This window comes from Sagittula stellata E-37 (assembly GCF_039724765.1).
GTDB classification, from domain to species: Bacteria; Pseudomonadota; Alphaproteobacteria; order Rhodobacterales; family Rhodobacteraceae; genus Sagittula; species Sagittula stellata.
Genome location: NZ_CP155729.1, coordinates 4,310,379 through 4,328,972, shown reverse-complemented (window position 1 = coordinate 4,328,972; position 18,594 = coordinate 4,310,379). Strand labels below are relative to the sequence as shown.

Here is an 18,594-nt window from a genome sequence, read left to right as displayed (position 1 = left end):
TCACCCCAGGGTCAACGCCGCGCGCGGCGCATGGCAAATTGATCCTGCAGCGTAAAGCCCTTGAGCACCGCGGGCAGGAACCACGGGTCGCCACGATACAGCGGGATCGCGGCGGGCGGGCGGAAGGCGAAGGCGCTCTTGCCAGCCTCGGCGCCCAGCAGACGATGCGCTGCCCTGCTGCCCACCCAGGGCGCCCAGACCACGCCGGAGCCGCAGAACCCCGTCGCGAACAGCATACCGTCGTGCTCGAACAGCCGAGGCACCATGTCCCGGTGCATCGCCACATTGCCGAACCAGCTGTGGCTCAGTTTCACGTTTTCGAGTTCGGGGAAGATCTCTGCCAGACCGGCCCGCAGGCGCAGGGTCGGTTTCAGAGGATCGCCCTGGCGCGAGGAATCGCGCCCGCCCAGCAGAATGCGCCGCCCGTCAGGCGAGGGGCGATAGTAAAAGCCCATCTGGCGCTTTTCGCTCAGCATCACGCCTTTGGGCATCAGGCGGGCCATGACCTCGGGCGGCAGTTCTTCTGTGGCGATCATCCGGCTGCGCACCGGCACGAGACGGCGTTGCAGGTATGCCAGTGCCTTGTCGGTGTAGCCGTTGGTGCAGACCAGGACCTGCCGTGCCTGAACGGTGCCGGCAGCGGTGGTGACGCGGAAGGTCTCGCCCTCGCGCTGGATCGCGGTGACCGGCGTATGGTCGTGTACGGCTGCACCGGCGGCCAGGGTGATGCGCAGCAGCTCGGCGTGGAACTTCGCGGGATGCAGTCCGCCGATGTCCATCCGCAAGGTGCCGCCGCGATAAAGATCGCTGCCGACGTAGCTGTGCTGTTCAGCATGAGGCACCGCGCAGATGTCGATCCCCAGCCGCTTGCCCAGCCCTTCGGCGGTGCGGGCCGCTGCATCGTACTGGTCGAAGCCGAAGGCGCCACTGAAGGCGCCGGTCAGCTTGTAGTCGCAGGCCAGCCCCTCGGTCTGGATCAGGTCGCGCAGGAACTTGCGAGCCACCTTGCCTTCCGCTTCGATGGCATAGGCCGTCTCCTTGCCGAAGCGCTTGATCAACGAGTCGAGGCTAGGGCGAATGTTGCCGCTGGTGATGCCGCCATTACGCGAAGAGGCGCCCTCGCCGGGGTTCATCGCGTCGAAGGCCGCCACCGAGCGTCCCGCCCGCGCCAGCACCAAGGCTGCGGAGAGCCCCGCGAAACCGGCCCCGACGATCGCCACGTCGACCTTCGCCGGCAGCGGGGACCGGGGCAGAGACGCCGGCGGCGCGGCTTCCCACCAGTAGGGCGTTGCGCTGCGGGCGGCGCGCGGGTCTTGGGACATGTCAGGCCTCAGAAGTTGTCGTTGCGGACGTCGAGCGCATCGCGCAGCCCGTCGCCGATGAAGTTGAAACTGGTCACGGCGATGGTGATCGCGGCGCCGGGTATGATCGCCAGCCAAGGAGCGGAGCCCAGATACTGCTGCGCGCCGTTGAGCATGTTGCCCCAGCTTGGCAGCGGCGGCTGGATGCCAAAGCCGAGGAAGCTGATGTAGGCCTCCAGCAGGATCGCCCGTGCCACCGTCAGCGTCGCGGCCACGATGATCGGCCCCATGCAGTTGGGTAGGATCTCGCGGAACATCATGTGCGCCTGACCCAGTCCCAGCATCCGGCCCGCCAGCACGAATTCGCGCTCTTTCAGCGACCGGACTTCGGCCTCGACGATGCGGGCGACCTCCATCCATCCGGTGAGGGCGATGATGACGGTGATCATCACCGGGCTGGGTTTCAGCGCCACGGCGAGCGCCAGCAGCAGGAAGATCGTCGGGAAGGACAGGAAGCCGTCGACGAGGCGCATGAGAACGGCGTTGACCGTGCGCCCGCCATAGCCTGCGATCACCCCGATCAGCGTGCCCATGACCGTCGCCAGGAGCATGGCGAAGAACCCGACCAGCAGCGAGATCCGGCCCGCCATCAAGAGCCGCGCGGCGATGTCGCGGCCCAGCGGATCGGTGCCGAGGTAATGCTGCCCTGTCAGCGGCGGCGCAAAGCGCGCCCGCAGGTCGATGTAGAGTGAATCGTAGGGCAGCAGATAGGGGCCGAAGACACAGGCCAATGTCAGCAGCGAGATCAGGATCAGCCCCAGCAGGGCCAGACGGTGACCGAAGAACCGCCGCGCGACGCGACTTTGCCACCAGCGGGGTAGTGGGGGCGTGGTGATGTCGGTGGTGGACATGGGAGAAATCCTTGTTGCGGGATCAGGCCAGGCGAATGCGCGGATCGACCAGCGCAACGGTGATGTCGGCGACGAGGTTTGCGACGATGGTCAGCATGGCAGAGAACATCAGGAGGCCCATCACGACCGGGTAGTCGCTGTAGCCGAGGCTATCGAGGAACAGCCGCCCCATGCCGGGCCAGGTAAAGACCGTCTCGGTCACCAGCGCGCCGGTCAGCAGCGACGGGATCTGCACGCCCGCCAGCGTGATCATCGGAAGAAGCGCGTTTCCGACGACGTGCTTCATCACGACACGGCGCTCGGAAACGCCTTTGGCGCGGGCGGTCTTGACGAATTCCTGGCTGATCGCGTCCAGCGTGGCGCCGCGCATGAAGCGGCTCCAGATCGCGATATGCACCAGCGCCAGGACCACCGAGGGCAGGATGAGATGGTGCAGGTAGTTCAGCACCGACCCGTCGCCGATGGTGTACATATTGCCCGCGGGCAGCCAGTCGAGCCGCAGTGCGAAGACGTAGATGCCGATGAGGCCGAACCAGAAGGTGGGGATCGACAGGGCAATCATCGCGCCGACCGTCGCCATGTAGTCGAAGCCCGAGTAGCGGTGCGTGGCGCCGCGGATGCCGATCCAGGTGCCCAAGGCCACCGCGATCACCGAGGAGGAGCCCATCAGCAGCAGCGTCGCCGGAACGTGCCTCGCGATCACCGCCGTTACCGGGCGGCCATCGCGGAACGAGTTGCCCCAGTCGCCCTGCAAGAGCCCCCAGGCCCAGTCGAAATACTGAACGTACAACGGGCGATTAAGTCCCAGCTGCTCGGTGATCCGCGCCATGTCTTCTTGCGTCATGCCGGGGTCGAGCGCGTATTGCGACAGTGGTCCGCCCGGCATCAGGTTGAGCACCGTAAAGCCGATGATCGAGACGATCACCAAAAGGATGGCGCTTTGCAGGAAACGGCTCAGGAGGAATGCGGCCATGGGGCGCTCCTTGTCACGGTTCGCGTATCAGAAGAGGCCGCCGCCCGCCGGGAGGGCGCGGGCGGCGGCAGGAGCTAGGCGTCAGCCCCAGTACCAGAGGGCCGCGTGCGAAGACTCCGTCCGGGTGTTCGGGTTGGGCTCGAACCCTTCGAGACCTTCCTTGCGGCCGTACACGTTTGTGTAGCGGAAGAGCGGCAGGAACGGCAGATCGTCACGGATGATCGCCTGCACTTCCTTGTAGATCTCCTTGCGCCGCTCGACATCGAACGTCTGCGCGCCTTCCTCCAGAAGTTCATCGACTTTGGGGTTCGAATACTGCGCGTTGTTCGACCCGCTGCCGTTCTTCGCGGCGATTGCCTTGGAGTGGAAGCGGTTGGTGACATCCGGGTCCGAACCGATCAGGTAGGTGATGCCTACCATGGTGGATTCGAACTGGGACTGTCCCCAGAAGTCGCCCCACATCACGGCCGGCGGCAGGTTTTCGATGGTCATCTCCGCGCCGATTTCGGCAAAGGTCTGCTGCAGGAACTGCTGCGTCTGCTCGCGCAGATGCGCGCCGGTCGTGGTCGAGTTGGAGAAGGTCAGACGCATGCCATCCTTTTCGCGGATGCCGTCGGACCCGGGCACCCAGCCCGCCTCGTCCAGGATGCTCCGGGCCTTGTCGAGGTCGAACTCCTGCTCGGGCAGGTCCGGATTGTAGTAGGCCGAGGTCTCAGGCATGAAGGTCTCGGCTGGTTTCGGGACGCCGAAGTACAGGATGTCGATGATCGACTGGCGGTCGATGGCATAGTAAAGCGCCTCGCGCACCGCCTTGTCCTGGAACACCGGCAGCGCCTGGTTCAGGTAGATCGACTCGAGCGTGCCGCGCGGCACCAGTGTCACGACGCGCCCGTCGAGGCCCTTGGCCTCTTCGTAATTGTCCGGGGTGATGTAGGCCTGGCCGACCAGGTCGATCTCGCCGCTGCGGAACTGGGTGTAGAGCACCGTCATGTCCGGGATGTACTTGAACACAAGCTGTTCGATGTAGGGGCCGTCGCCGTGATAGTCGGGGTTGGCCACCAACGAGAGGTTGTCACCGGGCTGACGCGAGTCCCACTTAAATGCACCGGTGCCCACGGGGGCCTGGTTGAACGGCGCCTCGTTGGGATCTTCGGCCTGACCCAGGATGTGTTCGGGCAGGATGAAGGTTTCGGTCAGGAACGACAGGTAGGGCGCGAAAGGCTCTTCCATCCGCCATTTGATCTCGGTCGGAGAGACGACTTCGATGTCGCGGACCAGATCGTGGCCTGTGGTGCGCCAAGCGCGGAAATCGGGATCGACAATCAGTTCGAGCGTGAATTTCACGTCTTCGGCGGTGAAGGGTTCTCCGTCGTGCCACTTGACGTCGTCGCGCAGCTTGATCCGCCATTCGAGGCCATCCTCGGACAGGCCGCCGTTGTCGATCGTCGGCACCTCGGTCGCGAGGTTCGGAACGATTTCGCCGTCGGGCGTGATGCGGAACAGCGCGTCGAACAGAGAGAAGGCGACGCCGTCATCGGTTTCGATGTGCGGCATCAGCGGGTTGAACACGGTCGGTTCCTGCGACAGGCCGACGACGATGCGGCCCGTGGGCTCAGACGGAGGTGTCTGCGCGAAGGCGGGCTTGCCCAGGAGGTTGGGTGCCACCATGCCGATTGCGCCGCCTGCGGCCATCATGCGCAGTGTCTGGCGCCTGGTGAGGCCCGATCCGGTCTTCTTGGTGCTGGTCATGTCTGTTTCCCCTGTTGTGAAATATGGACTATTTTCTGGTCGCCCGCCGGGGCAGGCGCCTTGGTCTTGTCGTCGAAGTGTTCCCCCGGAATCGCTGCCACCAATTCCCGCGTGTAGTCGGCCGTGGGATTGAAGAAGATCTGCGAGGGGCGGCCGAACTCGACGATCCGGCCCTTCTGCATCACCGCGATCTCGTCGCAGATCTGGCTTGCGACGCGCAGATCGTGGGTGATGAAGATCATTGCCACGCCGGTATCCCGCTGGATCCGGTCGAGCAGTTCGAGAATCTGTGCCTGGATCGACACGTCCAGCGCCGAGACCGCCTCGTCGGCGATCAGAAGCTGTGGCTTGAACATCAGCGCGCGGGCAATGCCGATGCGCTGGCGCTGTCCGCCGGAAAACTCGTGCGGGTAGCGGTCGTAGGCGCGGGCATCGAGACCGACGAGGTCGAGAAGGGCCTTGGCCTCGTCCCGTGCTTTCCTGGCCGGCATGCCGTGCGCCTTCGGTCCGACCGTGAGGATCGTGCCCACGGTCATCCGGGGGTTCAGCGAGGCGAACGGATCCTGAAAGATCATCTGGATCTTCGGTCGCAGGCTGCGGAAAACGGATTCCGGCAGCTTGGCGATGTCGCGTCCCTCAAAGACGATCGCGCCGGAATCGGTGTCCATCAGGCGATTGAGCAGCCGCCCGAGCGAAGATTTGCCCGACCCGCTTTCTCCGACAACGCCAAGCGTATGACCGGGGCGCACCTCGAAGGACACGTCCTGTACGGCGGGCACCACGCGTTCGGTCCGCAACAGGCGGCTCCCGCTGCGATAGGTCTTGACCAGGTTGTGAACCTGAAGCAGCGGCTTGGCCTCCGCGGCGGCGGTCGGGCGCGTCTGGTCTTCGGCGCTCAGATGCGGCACCGCAGCGATCAACCGTTTGGTATAGGGGTGGTCCGGCGCGGTCAGCACCTTGTCCGCCTTGCCGCGTTCGACGACATGGCCCTTTTCCATCACCACGACGCTGTCGGCGATCTCGGCCACGACGCCGAAGTCATGGGTGATGAACATCACGCTCATGCCCTTGCGGCGCTGGATGTCCTTGATCAGCGTCAGGATCTGCGCCTGCGTGGTCACGTCCAGTGCAGTGGTCGGTTCGTCGGCGATCAGGATCGTGGGCTCCAGCGAAAGCGCCATGGCGATCATCACCCGCTGCCGCTGCCCGCCGGACAGCCGGAAGGGATACTGGTGGTACATCAGCGCCGGGTCGGGCAGGCCGACCTCGGTTAGCAGCTCGATGGCGCGTTCGCGGCGCGACACGACCGAGCCGACGCCATGCGCGGCCATTGCCTCGTCGATCTGCGCGCCCACGGTCATCAGCGGATTCAGCGCCGAGAGCGGGTCCTGGAAGATCATCGAAACGACCCGTCCACGGATGCTGCGCAACTCTTCGGCGCCCATGCCGACGATCTCGCGGCCTTCCAGCGTGATCGACCCCGAACTGGTCGTCATGGCCTTGGGCAGCAGCCCCATGACAGTGTTCGCCGTGACCGACTTGCCGGAGCCGGATTCGCCGATCACGCAGAGGATCTGGCCGCGGTGCAGATCGAAGGAGATGTTCTCGATCGCGTTATGCCGCTCCATCCCGTCGGGCAGGCGCACCGTCAGATCGCGGACCGACAGGGCGACGGTGGGGGCGGATGCGGAGTGACCTCCTGCGACCATGGGCTCTGTTTCCTCTTGGCTGCGTGCCGGGCCTTGGCGTGTGTCGCCGGGCTTGGCTGTTTCTTTGGGGCGGTTCATCGGTTGGGCACCGAACCGGACGGAAGACATGTGCCGCGATGGGAACGAGTGTGACGGTTACGGGGGCACGATGGTGTCGTTTTCCACGGACGCCGCAGCAGGAAAGGCCGTTCCTGCCGCTGGGTAAGGCATATACTACTGGCGGAACGACGGTCCGCGCGACCGATCCCGTTGGCCCGAACGGCGGTCAATCCTGAACCACAACGTAGATTTTGCGGACGGTTTCGAGCGTGCGCCACACGCCTGTGAAGCCGGGTTTCATGACGAAACTGTCGCCCGCGCTGTATTTGTGGGTCTCGCCGCCCGTTTCTTCGATCTCGATGGCGCCGGACAGAATATGACAGAATTCGAAGGTCGTCCCCTTGATCGAATGGGTTTCACCCGGCGTGGCTTCCCAGATCCCGGTCAACACCGTACCGCCGCGCGATTCGTCCTGCGCCCAGGTCTTGAAGCTGGGCCTTCCCGAGATCAGCCGTTCCGGCAGGGGCAGGGATTCTCTGGGCGCGAAACCAGGACTGGTGTCGAGTGCGACGAGATTGGACATGGCGGCTCCTGTCGGTAAGGCGACGTGGTTTTCGGATCTTTGGGGACCTCTCGTTGCGTTCAGCGTGCCCGTATTGGGGAAGCTATACGTGCCGTTTACCGCGACGGCGTAGCGGAAGATGACGATCTGGCGCGGTCTGGTGGATTAATCTGCCGATAGTCCGCTGGGGGGCAGGCATGAGCTCGGTCTTTGGGGTTCTTGCAGACCCTTGGGGCCAAAGTGCAAGACGACCCAGCCCGCCAAGCGCATGCTCGTTCAGTTCAGGTGTGCGCGGTCGTCGTGAATGGGGTATGGAGGTCTCCGCTCGCGGCGGGTCAGCGCGGCGTTATGGATCATCCCTCCCATCGGGACGTTCATCTGAGCGTAGATACCGTCCTGTCGGTGAATCTTGCCATGCAGGACCCACGCCCAAGCCATTCCGGGCATAGCGCGGTGCCGTACTCGGCAGACCGAGAAGCAGCGCGGCCGGTGCCGGTCCGCTGTCAGGCGTTCGGTGGAGGAAGACGCAGATGGGCGCCGTGCGGGCAGGAAAGCAATGCCGCGCTCACCCACTGTGTCGCGGGAACTGAACACACGGCGGATCTGCCACCCTGCCCGTGAAGCAACACGACGCGGCCGCATGGCAGCCGCGCCGCAAGATTGTCTGATCGTCAGTCGACCGGCAGACCGCTTGGCACCCGAGCTGGCCGACCAAGGGGGCGCTGCAGGGCCGTCTTGCCGGTCAGCGCGCCAAGAAAGGCTTCGAGGGCGTCAATGTCCTCGTCGATCATCTCTACGGGGACGATGTCCAGCGTCGTGCTTTGACGCTGTTGCTCTTCGCGATGGGTCACGATGGTGAAATCCTCGGTGCTCAGCCAAGGCACATCGGGTAGCCGGGCCATCCCTGGTGTCCAGCCGGCGCGAGTCGTGACCGGATCGCACATGTGGCGGATCATGTCGCGCAAGTTGCTGTAAGCGCCGTTGTGCCCCCAAGGCCCGGTCAACGTCACGTTACGCAGGCTTGGAACGCGGAACTTGTAGGCATCCGCCGGGTCGCGCGTGGTTTCCATCCGGCCCATGTCCACCGGCAGGGGATTGCCGTCGAACTTGCGACCGGGGCCAAACTGGGGAACGCCCGCCGCATAGAAGTTCTGGTCGGTGAACAGGGGGCCGCTGTGGCAATTCACGCAACCTGCGTCGCCGAAGAACAGCTCTCTCCCCCGTTCCGCCAGCGGTTCGAGCGGCGTGCCGTCCCGCACGTAGGCATCGTAGGGGCTGTCGAAGCTCTGCCATTCCGTCCCGATGAACGAGGCGATGGCGTTGACGATGTCCACGATGCCGATGTCGTCCGCGCTGCTCATCTCCGGGTAGGCGACAAGGAATGCGGCCTGGTATCCGGGGTTGTCGCGCACGCGCTGCGTGATGGTTTCCCACCCTTCTGTAAAGCTGGTTTCGAAGGCATCGGCCACGGGGTTGTCGCCCGGGCGGCCCTTCATCTCGTCGCCGGAGGTCATCGGGAACAGCGCCTGCGCCGCAAGCGGCGAATTCAGTCCAAGCGGTGTCTGATCCTTCGCCGGTGTCCGGAAGCCCGAAGGCTGGCTGGCGTCCTTTTCGACCCTTCCGTCGTGGAACAGCACGCGCCTGTCGACATGGCCGAGGTTCCACAGAGCCGGTGCGTTGCGCGGGATACGGGCCTGCACGCGGGTCGTGCCGACCAGCCCGGACAGACGGTCCGGACCGAGACCATAGCCGCCCTCGCCGATGCCGAGGCTTACGCCGTCGGCGCCGTGCAGGCTATGATGGTGGCAGGTGGCGCAACTGATGTTCATGTTGCCGGACAGAATCTTGTCGTAGAACAGCAACCGGCCAAGGCGCGCCTGCGCCGGGTCGAAGCGGGTGAAATCGTCGGCGTCCAGTGTGTCGGCAAGGACGGGTGCGACCGTCAGGACTGTCGTTGCGCAGCAAGCTGCGGCGAACCGCGTCAGGTGCTTCAGAAAATGCGTTGTCAGAGGCATGGCAGACCTTTGATCAAGAAAAAGCGAGTGTCGCTGACTAAATCGTGATCTCGTCGCCTCAGCAATGCAAGTGTCAGATAGGGAAAGAAAATTCTTAAACTTATCCACAAAAAGGTGTGTTTTTCGTGACAACGGGGGAGCGTCTCCCGATTCCGGAAGTGCGGGCTAATCGGACAACCTCCATAGCCGATACAAGCTTCGGCCGGCGTTGTGGATCAGGCCAGACGCCCGAAAAGACCCGCATGAAACAGGAGCGGTGCTCCGGGCCGGGCAGTGACCTGGAGGACATGCCCTACAATGATCGAATGGTCGCCGCCGTCGTGCGTGGCATAAAGCTCGCAGTCGAACCGGGCGAGGCAACCGTTTATCAACGGTGTGCCATGTGGACCTGTGGCCCAGTCGATCCCGTCGAACGCGTCGCCCGCCTGCGCGAAATGCTTGCACAGGCTTTCCTGTTCGACCCCGAGGACATGGATCGCAAAGTGCTTGGCTGCCATGAAGAACGGGTAGCGAGACGAAGCCTTGGCCGGCGACCAGAGCACCAGCGGCGGCTCAAGCGACAGGCTTGCAAAGCTGTTCGCCGTGATCCCCAGCGGCCCGGTCGGCGTTTCGCACGTGATGACCGTCACGCCCGTGGCGAAACGGCCCAACGCCGCGCGAAAGGCGCGGGGGTCGGCATCCGCCGGATCGAAGCTTTCGTGGCCGGTGGGTGTTGTCACCGGCTGGCCTCAGGGCACTTCGTGGCCGAGGGCGAGGGTATAGAGTTCAAACCATGTCTCCCGGTCGAGCGTCACGCGCGAGGCATCGCCGATCCGGGCAATACGCTCAAGGGTGTTCGTGCCCAGAACCGGCAGAATGCTTGCCGGATGTGTCATTAGCCAGGCAACAGCGACTGCCGCGGCATCCGTGCCTTGTTCTTCGGCAATCTCGTTCAGGCGCGCGCGCAGAGGAGCACTGGATTCGGCGAAGAGGGCACCTCCGCCCAGTGGCGACCACGCCATGACCGGATGGCCGTGGCGCTGGTGAAAGGCAAGGTCGCCGTTGGTCATCGGCTGGTGATGCAGCAAGGATATCTCGATCTGGTTGGTTGCGAGCGGAGTGGTCATGCCGGATTGCAATAGCTCCCAATCCCACGGCCGGAAGTTCGAGACACCCACGGCCCGCACCTTGCCGCTGTCGATCAGCTCGTCCAGCGCAGCGCCGGTTTCCTTGTGGTCCATCAGCGGATCGGGGCGATGGATCAGCAGCAGGTCGATGCGATCGGTGCGCATCAGCTTCAGACTTGCGTCGACCGATGCCCGGATGTGCTTGCGCGTTGTGTCGTAATGTTTCACCCGATGGCCCGCATGGCGGCCCACGGGCGCGACGATGTCACACTTGGTGACAATTTCGACCTCGTTGCGGAGGGCAGGTGTCAGTGCGCCGCCGAGGATATCCTCGGCCATGTAGCCGCCGTAGATGTCCGCCTGGTCCAGTGTGGTGATCCCTTGGTCGAGACAGGCGGCGATCTTGTTGCGGACGTGTTCCGGCGAGGTGTCGGCATCGTCGCCCAGCCGCCACATGCCGTAGACGAGGCGCGAAAAAGACAGGTCGTCGGTAATCTGGATGCGAGGGGTCATCGGCGGGCTCCTGCGGCAAGCGGGGTGTCGGGTGCGGTGGCCGGCACCCTGCCGTAGGCTTCCGGCAAAGAACAGGTCTTCAGGTGCGGCAGCACGCGGCTGCCGAAGTGGCGGCATTCGTCCAGATGAGGATAGCCCGACAGGATGAAGGCGCGGATGCCCATCCGGCGATATTCTTCCAGTTCCGACAGAACCTGGTCGGTGGAGCCGACGATTGCCGCCCCGCAGCCCGACCGGGCCCGGCCGATGCCTGTCCAGAGGTGCGGCTCCACGTATCCGAACTGATCCGCAAGTTCGCGGGCGCGGGCCTGATGCGAAACCCCGAGGGAACCGGAATCCAGCGCGCGATCCCGGATCAGGCGCCCCATTTCGTCGTCAAGCTTCGACGTGATGTGTTCGGCGTATTCCCTGGCTTCGGCTTCGGTATCGCGAACGATGACGTGGACGCGCAGGCCATAGTCCAGCGTGCGCCCGTACCGTTCGGCCACCGCGTGGACCGCCTTCATCCGCTCGGCGATCTGGTCCTTGGGCTCGGGCCACATCAGGTAGACGTCGCAATGCTGGCCGCAGAGTTCCAGCGCGTCGGGAGAGTAGCCGCCGAAATACAGGAGCGGTCCGCCGGTCTGGTAGGGGCGGGCAGGATCGGTCGTCAGGCCGTGGAAGCTGTAGACCTCGCCATCATAGTCGATCTGATCGCGGGTCCACGCCTGTTTCAGGATTTCCACCACCTCGCGGGACCGCCGGTAGCGAAAGCCGCTCTCGGCCTTCTCGCCCGGAAAATCGGATGAGATGATGTTCACCGTCAGCCGCCCTTCAAGCATGTGATCCAGCGTCGCGATGGTCCGGGCCAGCATGATCGGTTGCATCTCGCCGCAGCGCACGGCGGCCAGCATGTTGATCTTCGAGGTGATCGGCGCGCAGCCCGCGACGAAGGACAGCGTGTCCTGGCCCACCTGATAGCTCGACGGACAGAGGATGTTGCGGAAGCCCTGCTGCTCGGCCTCCCTCACGATGGAGGAACAATGCGCCCAGGACGACCTTAACCGGCCCTCAGGGACTCCGAGATATTCGTAGTCGTCGGAGCAAAGCGCCGCGAACCAGGACACCTCGGCGGCGTCGAGATCGGGGGAGGTGATGGGCACAACGGTCATAAGATGTCTCCGGTCCGCATTTTCCATATTGCTTAGCCGCGGAATTTGGGTAGATCAATGGTGTATCAATTTCGGAACGCGCGCAATGACCGACCGCCATGCCCTGCCACTGTACCTCCAGATCAGCGAGATGCTGATCCGGGAGATCAATGCCGGGCGGATAGTGGATGGGGAGCGCCTGCCGCCCGAACGCGACTACGCCGCCAAGCTGGGTATTTCGGTGGGCACGCTGCGCAAGGCGCTGGCCGACCTGACGGAGAAAGGTCTGCTGGACCGGGTGCAGGGGTCGGGCAACTACATCCGCGCACGGGCCGACGTGCAGGCGGTCTATGCCTTCTTTCGGGTCGAGCTGCTGGAGGGTGGCGGCCTGCCCACGGCCGAAATCCTGGACGTAACCAAGGTGCCGAAACCGGATGACCTTCCGGCCTTCGGGACGGACAGGGAGGCATGGCGCATCCGGCGCCTGCGCCGTCTGAACCGCGTGCCGGCGATCCTCGAAGAGGTCTTCCTGGATGCGTCCTACGCGGCGAGGATGACGCGCGCCGACCTGTCGGAGTCGCTCTATCTATTCTACCGCGACAGGCTTGGCCTGACGATCGGCCGGGTGGAAGACCGGATGACCGTTGCGCCAGTCCCCGACTGGGCGCCCGCGTCGTATGGGCTGGCGGCCGGCACACCGACGCTTCTGGCATCGCGTATCAGTTTCTCGCGCGAAGGCGCACGGGCAGAGGTGTCGCGCGGTTGGATCGACACGACGGTTGCAACTTACGTGGCACGGCTGAAATGAAGGACCTCTCTCTCGCGACCGTCAAATACGGCGTCATCGGCTGTGGCATGATGGGGCAGGAGCATCTGCGCAACATTGCCCTTCTGCCGAATGCCCGTGTCGCCGCAATCTATGAGCCGTCGGAGGCGATGGCCGGTGCCGCGCGCGCCCTTGCACCCGGGGCCGTCCAGGCCGACAGTGTCGACGCACTTCTGGCCCGCCCCGACATCGACGCCCTGCTGGTCGCCAGTCCGAACCACCTGCACCTGTCACAGCTGGAACACATCGCAGAGCACAGGCCGCTGCCGATCCTGATGGAAAAACCGCTTTATACCGCGCCGGAGGATGCGGCACGCGTGGCGCGCATCGCGGCAAGCTATCCGGCGCCGATCTGGGTGGCGATGGAATACCGCTACATGCCGCCGGTCGCGACCTTCCTTCAGCAGGTCGAGGCCGCGACCGGCGGGGTGAAGATGCTGACAATCCGCGAACATCGCTTCCCCTTCTTGCCGAAGGTCGGCGACTGGAACCGTTTCAACCGGAACACCGGCGGCACGCTGGTGGAGAAGTGCTGCCACTTCTTCGATCTGATGCGTCTGGTCCTGAAGTCCGATCCGGTGCGGATCATGGCCAGTGCCGGGCAGGAGGTGAACCACCTCGACGAACGCTATGGTGAGGAGGTGCCGGACATCTGGGACAGCGCCTACGTCATCGTCGATTTTGCCAGCGGCGCGCGCGCCATGCTTGAACTGTGCATGTACGCCGAAGGCTCCCGCTACCAGGAGGAGCTGTCGGCCGTCGGTCCGACCGGCAAGATCGAGGCGCTGGTCCCCGGGCCGACCCGCTTCTGGCCGGGCCCGGTGTCCGAGGCGCCGGTGCCGCAGGTCATCGTCAGTCCACGTGCCCCGAAAGCGCCACGCGCCGTCGAAATCCCCGTCGATCCGGCCCTGTTGGACGCGGGCGACCACAATGGCGCGACCTATTACCAGCATGTCCGGTTCCTGGAAGCGGTCCGTCAGGGCGCGTCCTGCGAGGTGTCTTTGCAGGACGGCGCATGGGCTGTGAGAATGGGATTGGCCGCACAACTTGCGGCACAACGCGGCGCAGCAACGTATTTCGATGGTTGAGCGGACCGCCGCATTTTTGTCACAAGCCGACGCTGATCTTGTCGTTTATCCTTACCAGGGCGACGTTAAGCGGCACCAACGTCAATTTCGCCTAGCGATTGAGATCAAAATCAGTTAACCGGTCATCAGAGCAAAATAAGCCTGTCACCAAAAAAAATCGACGGGCGCAGAGGCAAGAGCGGTGTAGTGATGAATGCGATTGAATTCGTGATCCGTACCCCTGAGGGTACGGTCGAACGCGGCTCCGTTGGTGGCGAAGGACAAGGGTTCCTTCTGGCTGGCGGTTCCGGTAACGATATTTCCCTCAACATCGGTCAAAGCGACCTGCGCGGCTACGACCGGGCGGCCAACGACCTGCTGATCACCCTCGCCGATGGCCGCGTCATTGTGCTTGAGGACTACTTCGACTCCGGTGCCAGCGGTGGCGCGAACAGCCGTCTCTTCATCAGTGCCAACGGTGAACTGAACGAAGTCAGCTTCGTCGAGAGCGAAGGCGGCGTGCTCTTCGCCCAATACGGACCGACGGAGACATGGGGCAAATGGAGCCCCTCCGACTCCCTGATTTTCATCGACGATCCAGAGGTCGTGGCGCAGGGCGTGACCGACTTCGACGGCGAGGGCGAAGAAGCCACCATGCTTGCGGCACTGCCGCTCCTCGGCTTGGGCGGCGCGGGGGCGGGCGGACTTGGCGCACTGCTGGGCCTGCCGCTGCTTGTTGGCGGCAAGGGCGGCGGCGGTGGCGGCGGGTCGAACGGCGACTCGTGGATTGCCCCGACCGTCGACAACCCGGATGACTCCTACTCCATCAGCGGCAACGACGATCCGACTCTGACTGTCACGGGCACCGCAAACCCCGGTTCGGTGATCGAGGTGGTGATCGGCGACGACACCGTCACCGCGACCGCCGGCGACGACCGGACATGGGAAGTGATCTTCACCGGCCCCGAGTTTCCCGATGACGGCACCTACGAAGACATCGACGTCTCCGTAACCGACCCGAACGGCACGGTGACCGATCTCGACGGACCGTCCTTCGTGATCGACACGACGCCTCCCGCAATCGACATCACCGACGGCACCGTATCGCTGGGCGATATCGTCAACGCGGTCGATCATTCCGATGGCGTGACGATCACCGGCAATGGCGAACCCGGCGCGGAACTGACGATCACCATCGGCACCGTGTCCGAGACGGTTGTCATCGGGACAGATGGCGCGTGGAGCTTCACTTTCGACGAAACCGTCTTCCCCGAAGGCGAATACGTCACCGATTTCTCGCTGTCCGCCACCGATGCGTTCGGCAACAGCACCACCGTGACCGACCAGGTGCAGATCGATACGGTCAACATGGTGTCGCTCGACAGCGTGCCGCTGACCGGGGACGACCTGATTTCGGCCGCCGAACATGCCGCCGGTGTGACGCTGAGCGGTACGAGCCAGCCGGGCAACGCGATTTCCGTGGTCATCGATGGCGTGACGCAAAGCGCGACCGCCGACTCCAACGGCGCGTGGTCCGTGACCTTCGGCAGCGGCGATCTTGCGACCGGGACATACACGGCGACGGCGCAGGTCACCTCCACCGACCTGGCGGGCAACGTCTCCACGACCTCGCACAGCTTCGATGTCGATACCGAACAGGCCGTGACCATCGACACCGGCAACGTCGCCGTCGACGGGGTGGTGAACGGGGCGGAGTACGGTTCTGACGTGACCGTGACCGGCACGGGCGAGGCAGGATCGACGATCACCGTGACCTCTGGCGGGTTTACGCTGGGCACGACGACCGTTGCGCAGGACGGCACGTGGACTCTCGACTTCTCGCCGTCCCTGATCGACGGCGCACCGGGGCACTCGGATCTGGGCTATTCCGGTACGCTGACGGCAACAGCCGTGGATGCGGCGGGCAACAGCTCTTCGGCCTCCGGCACTGTGGCGGTGGACCGCCATACCTCGCTGTTCGCCACCTTCGACGATGCGGACTTCGTGGTGAACGCGGCGGAACGTGCGGCGGGTGTGACTCTGACTGGGAATGCGGAGCCGGGCGCCACCATCGCGGTCGCCATCGGCGCTCAGACCCTGAGCGCCACCGCCGACACTGCCGGTACGTGGAGCGTGATTGTGCCCCCCGCGCTGATCCCTGAAGGTGTTGGAACGCTGGGCGCTTCGGTGACTTCGACCGACCTTGCGGGCAACACAGCAACGCAGACCGTCAGCATCGACGTGGACACCCAGACCGCGGTGACCGTGAATACCGCCACCGTCGAAGGCGACGGTGTGGTCAACGCGACAGAGGCGCAGGACGGCTTTGTCCTGACCGGCACCGCAGAGCCCGGCGCGCACATCACCGGTACGGTCGGCGCCGCGGGCGGCACGCAGTTTGCCATCGACACCGTGGCAGGCGCCAACGGCACCTGGAGCGTGACGGTTCCCGCCGCCTCAGTCCCGGCGGGCGAGACGATGCTGAATGTCGCCGTCACCTCGACCGATGTCGCGGGCAACAGCGCCAGCACCTCCGGCAGCATCGCGGTGGATACGCTGAACACCGTCACCATCGCGACGTCCGGCGTGGAAACGGATGGCGTCATCAACTTCGCCGAACGCGCGGATGGTGTCGTCCTGACCGGCACCACGCAGCCCGGATCGACGGTGCAGGTGTCGCTGGGCAACGTGACACACGCGGCAACCGTCGCGGCCGACGGCACCTGGAGCGCGAATTTCGCCGCCGCCGAGATCCCCACAGGCGAAACGACGCTGACCGCCAGCGCCGTTTCCGTCGATGCGGCGGGCAACTCCGCAACCGCCTCTGGCAGCGTCGGGGTCGACACCTTCGTGCGCGATTTCGCCGTGACCTCCACGCCGGGTGGCGCGGATGGCGTGATGAACGCCGCAGAAGTCTCTCAGGGCCTGACCCTGACCGGCACCACCGAACCCGGCGGCGCCGTGCGGCTGACGCTGAACGGGCACACGGTGAATGCGTCTGTCGATGCGAGCGGCAACTGGTCGGCGACCTTCGACGCCTCGAAGCTGCCGACGGGCGAACTGACGACTGTGCTGACCGCCGTGTCGACCGACCGGGCTGGCAACTCCGAGACGATCACCCGGAACGTGGTCATCGACACGGATGCGGGCCGCCTGACCATCGATCCGGACCCGGTGGAAACCGATGATGTGGTGAACTTTGTCGAAGCGTCCGATGGCGTGGTGCTGACCGGCACCTCGACCCCGGGCCAGTACGTCGATGTCACCATGAACGGAGTGACGCACCGGGTGCTGACCGACGCCAACGGCAACTGGGTTGCTCCTTTCGCCGCGAACGAGATCGCCCCGGGCACCTACACAGCGCAGATCACGGCGCAGATCGTGGACAGCGCGGGCAATACGCTGACCCGGACCGACAGCGTGAAAGTCGACACCGAGGTGCAGAACTTCGCCACCTCCACCGATCCGGTCGAAGGTGACAACGTCATCAACGCCGCAGAAGCGTCGGACGGCTTCACCCTCAAGGGCACGACAGAGCCAGGCGCCACCGTATCCGTCACCTTCAACGGTGTGACGCACGACGCGACGGTGGACAGCCTCGGCAACTGGTCGGTGGATTTTTCCGCCGCGCGGGTCCCTGCGGGCGAGATGCCGGCCTCCGCCACGGTGAACACCACCGATATGGCCGGCAACACGGCATCGACGCAGGTCAACTTCGCCATCGACACGCTGGTCAACCTGCTGGAGACCACCGGCACGGTTGCGGGCGATGGCGTCGTGAACTTTGCGGAGGCTGCGGCCGGCATCACCCTGACCGGCAACGTGGAGCCGGGCTCGACCGTCGAGATCGAGATCGACGGCCACACCCATGTGGCGACGGTGGCACCGAACGGAAGCTGGACAGTGGATGTGCCGTCCTCCTCGATCCCGACCGGAACGCTCAGCACGCCGGTGCATATCTCGGCCGTGGACGCGGCGGGCAACACCGCCTCGATCACCGAGACATTGAGCATCGACACCGAAGCTCCGGACACCCTGAGCTGGACCGGTTATGGCCGCAGCGGCGGCGGGGTCGCGCAGGTCTGGACCGATACGACCGCCGACGATCTGTTCCTCGGCAAGGTCGGCGATCCGTCGGGCAACCCGAATGTCTCCGAGGTTCAGATCGCCAACTCCGTGTCGGCCGGGCCGGACACCTACCTGTTCCTGCAGAACACCGTCGCCGATGGCACGCACCTGGTGCTGGCGTCTTCAGATCAGGCGGGCAACACCTCCGGCGCCTACCTCGTGACGGACGACCCGCACACCAACCAGGTGCAGATGTCGGATGACATCGCATCTGCGCTGCGGCAGTTCAACGTCGATACGATCGACCTGCATTTCGCCGAGGACAGCCAGCTTACGATCACCGAAAGCCAGATCCAGGCGCTGTCCTCCACCACCGACACGGTGGCGATCCACGGCGGTTCGGACGACATGGTCACGATCTCCGGCGCCACCTCGAACGGAACGGTGACGCAGGACGGCAATACCTTCAACGTCTTCGAACTGGGCGGTGCCACTGTCCTAATCGATGACGACATTACCAACGTGGTCATCTGAAGACAGGTGCCTGCATGGCGGGCGCAAAAGCAAGACATTCGGAGGGCCGGACCAACCGGCCCCCGAATCCCGGTACCCAGAGCAGTCGGGC

At 64.6% G+C, this 18,594-nt stretch carries 13 protein-coding genes; 3 read left to right on the top strand and 10 right to left on the bottom strand.

Annotation, left to right across the window (positions count from 1 at the left end):
* Positions 1-11: 11 nt before the first annotated feature.
* The 10 genes from ABFK29_RS20620 to ABFK29_RS20575 all read right to left on the bottom strand — a co-directional run bounded on the left by ABFK29_RS20620 (position 12) and on the right by ABFK29_RS20575 (position 12,029).
* Complete coding sequence (locus ABFK29_RS20620; protein ID WP_005862421.1) at positions 12-1,322, bottom strand: NAD(P)/FAD-dependent oxidoreductase; 1,311 nt, start codon at positions 1,320-1,322, stop codon at positions 12-14.
* A gap of 8 nt (positions 1,323-1,330) precedes the next feature.
* Positions 1,331-2,212 carry an ABC transporter permease gene (locus ABFK29_RS20615; protein ID WP_005862419.1) on the bottom strand — a complete coding sequence of 294 codons (882 nt, stop codon included), beginning with the start codon at positions 2,210-2,212 and terminating at the stop codon, positions 1,331-1,333.
* A 22-nt stretch (positions 2,213-2,234) separates the two neighbouring features.
* Positions 2,235-3,185 (bottom strand): ABC transporter permease, encoded by a 951-nt coding sequence (locus ABFK29_RS20610; protein ID WP_005862416.1) that lies wholly within the window; start codon positions 3,183-3,185, stop codon positions 2,235-2,237.
* Positions 3,186-3,266: 81 nt separating this feature from the next.
* Positions 3,267-4,934 (bottom strand): peptide ABC transporter substrate-binding protein, encoded by a 1,668-nt coding sequence (locus tag ABFK29_RS20605; RefSeq protein WP_005862415.1) that lies wholly within the window; start codon positions 4,932-4,934, stop codon positions 3,267-3,269.
* Positions 4,931-6,643, bottom strand: a complete 1,713-nt coding sequence (locus ABFK29_RS20600; RefSeq protein ID WP_050772478.1) for an ABC transporter ATP-binding protein — start codon at positions 6,641-6,643, stop codon at positions 4,931-4,933. Before ABFK29_RS20600 ends, ABFK29_RS20605 begins: the two co-directional genes overlap by 4 nt.
* 265 nt (positions 6,644-6,908) lie before the next feature.
* A complete protein-coding gene (locus ABFK29_RS20595) occupies positions 6,909-7,265 on the bottom strand; it encodes a cupin domain-containing protein (RefSeq protein ID WP_005862410.1) in 357 nt (118 codons plus the stop codon).
* A 650-nt stretch (positions 7,266-7,915) separates the two neighbouring features.
* Positions 7,916-9,259 (bottom strand): cytochrome-c peroxidase, encoded by a 1,344-nt coding sequence (locus tag ABFK29_RS20590; RefSeq protein WP_005862406.1) that lies wholly within the window; start codon positions 9,257-9,259, stop codon positions 7,916-7,918.
* 215 nt (positions 9,260-9,474) lie between these two features.
* Complete coding sequence (locus ABFK29_RS20585) at positions 9,475-9,978, bottom strand: flavin reductase family protein (protein WP_005862405.1); 504 nt, start codon at positions 9,976-9,978, stop codon at positions 9,475-9,477.
* Positions 9,979-9,987: 9 nt separating this feature from the next.
* Entirely contained in the window at positions 9,988-10,878 is an 891-nt protein-coding gene (locus ABFK29_RS20580; RefSeq protein ID WP_005862403.1) for an aldo/keto reductase, read from the bottom strand.
* Complete coding sequence (locus ABFK29_RS20575) at positions 10,875-12,029, bottom strand: LLM class flavin-dependent oxidoreductase (protein ID WP_005862401.1); 1,155 nt, start codon at positions 12,027-12,029, stop codon at positions 10,875-10,877. Before ABFK29_RS20575 ends, ABFK29_RS20580 begins: the two co-directional genes overlap by 4 nt.
* 85 nt (positions 12,030-12,114) lie before the next feature.
* Here ABFK29_RS20575 and ABFK29_RS20570 point away from each other — a divergent pair, with 85 nt between their 5' ends.
* The 3 genes from ABFK29_RS20570 to ABFK29_RS20560 all read left to right on the top strand — a co-directional run bounded on the left by ABFK29_RS20570 (position 12,115) and on the right by ABFK29_RS20560 (position 18,503).
* Positions 12,115-12,816 (top strand): GntR family transcriptional regulator, encoded by a 702-nt coding sequence (locus tag ABFK29_RS20570; RefSeq protein WP_005862399.1) that lies wholly within the window; start codon positions 12,115-12,117, stop codon positions 12,814-12,816.
* Positions 12,813-13,922, top strand: a complete 1,110-nt coding sequence (locus ABFK29_RS20565) for a Gfo/Idh/MocA family protein (RefSeq protein WP_005862397.1) — start codon at positions 12,813-12,815, stop codon at positions 13,920-13,922. The genes ABFK29_RS20570 and ABFK29_RS20565 overlap by 4 nt, the downstream gene beginning before the upstream one ends.
* Positions 13,923-14,111: 189 nt before the next feature.
* Positions 14,112-18,503 carry a beta strand repeat-containing protein gene (locus tag ABFK29_RS20560; RefSeq protein WP_005862395.1) on the top strand — a complete coding sequence of 1,464 codons (4,392 nt, stop codon included), beginning with the start codon at positions 14,112-14,114 and terminating at the stop codon, positions 18,501-18,503.
* Positions 18,504-18,594: the final 91 nt, after the last annotated feature.

Excerpts from the sequence above, each read along its gene's own strand:
- ABFK29_RS20620 (WP_005862421.1), bottom strand. The coding sequence starts at position 1,322 with ATGTCCCAAGACCCGCGCGCCGCCCGCAGCGCAACGCCCTACTGGTGG.
- ABFK29_RS20590 (WP_005862406.1), bottom strand. The coding sequence starts at position 9,259 with ATGCCTCTGACAACGCATTTTCTGAAGCACCTGACGCGGTTCGCCGCA.
- ABFK29_RS20565 (WP_005862397.1), top strand. The coding sequence starts at position 12,813 with ATGAAGGACCTCTCTCTCGCGACCGTCAAATACGGCGTCATCGGCTGT.
- ABFK29_RS20570 (WP_005862399.1), top strand. The coding sequence starts at position 12,115 with ATGACCGACCGCCATGCCCTGCCACTGTACCTCCAGATCAGCGAGATG.
- ABFK29_RS20600 (WP_050772478.1), bottom strand. The coding sequence starts at position 6,643 with ATGGTCGCAGGAGGTCACTCCGCATCCGCCCCCACCGTCGCCCTGTCG.
- ABFK29_RS20615 (WP_005862419.1), bottom strand. The coding sequence starts at position 2,212 with ATGTCCACCACCGACATCACCACGCCCCCACTACCCCGCTGGTGGCAA.
- ABFK29_RS20575 (WP_005862401.1), bottom strand. The coding sequence starts at position 12,029 with ATGACCGTTGTGCCCATCACCTCCCCCGATCTCGACGCCGCCGAGGTG.
- ABFK29_RS20560 (WP_005862395.1), top strand. The coding sequence starts at position 14,112 with ATGAATGCGATTGAATTCGTGATCCGTACCCCTGAGGGTACGGTCGAA.
- ABFK29_RS20605 (WP_005862415.1), bottom strand. The coding sequence starts at position 4,934 with ATGACCAGCACCAAGAAGACCGGATCGGGCCTCACCAGGCGCCAGACA.
- ABFK29_RS20610 (WP_005862416.1), bottom strand. The coding sequence starts at position 3,185 with ATGGCCGCATTCCTCCTGAGCCGTTTCCTGCAAAGCGCCATCCTTTTG.
- ABFK29_RS20595 (WP_005862410.1), bottom strand. The coding sequence starts at position 7,265 with ATGTCCAATCTCGTCGCACTCGACACCAGTCCTGGTTTCGCGCCCAGA.
- ABFK29_RS20580 (WP_005862403.1), bottom strand. The coding sequence starts at position 10,878 with ATGACCCCTCGCATCCAGATTACCGACGACCTGTCTTTTTCGCGCCTC.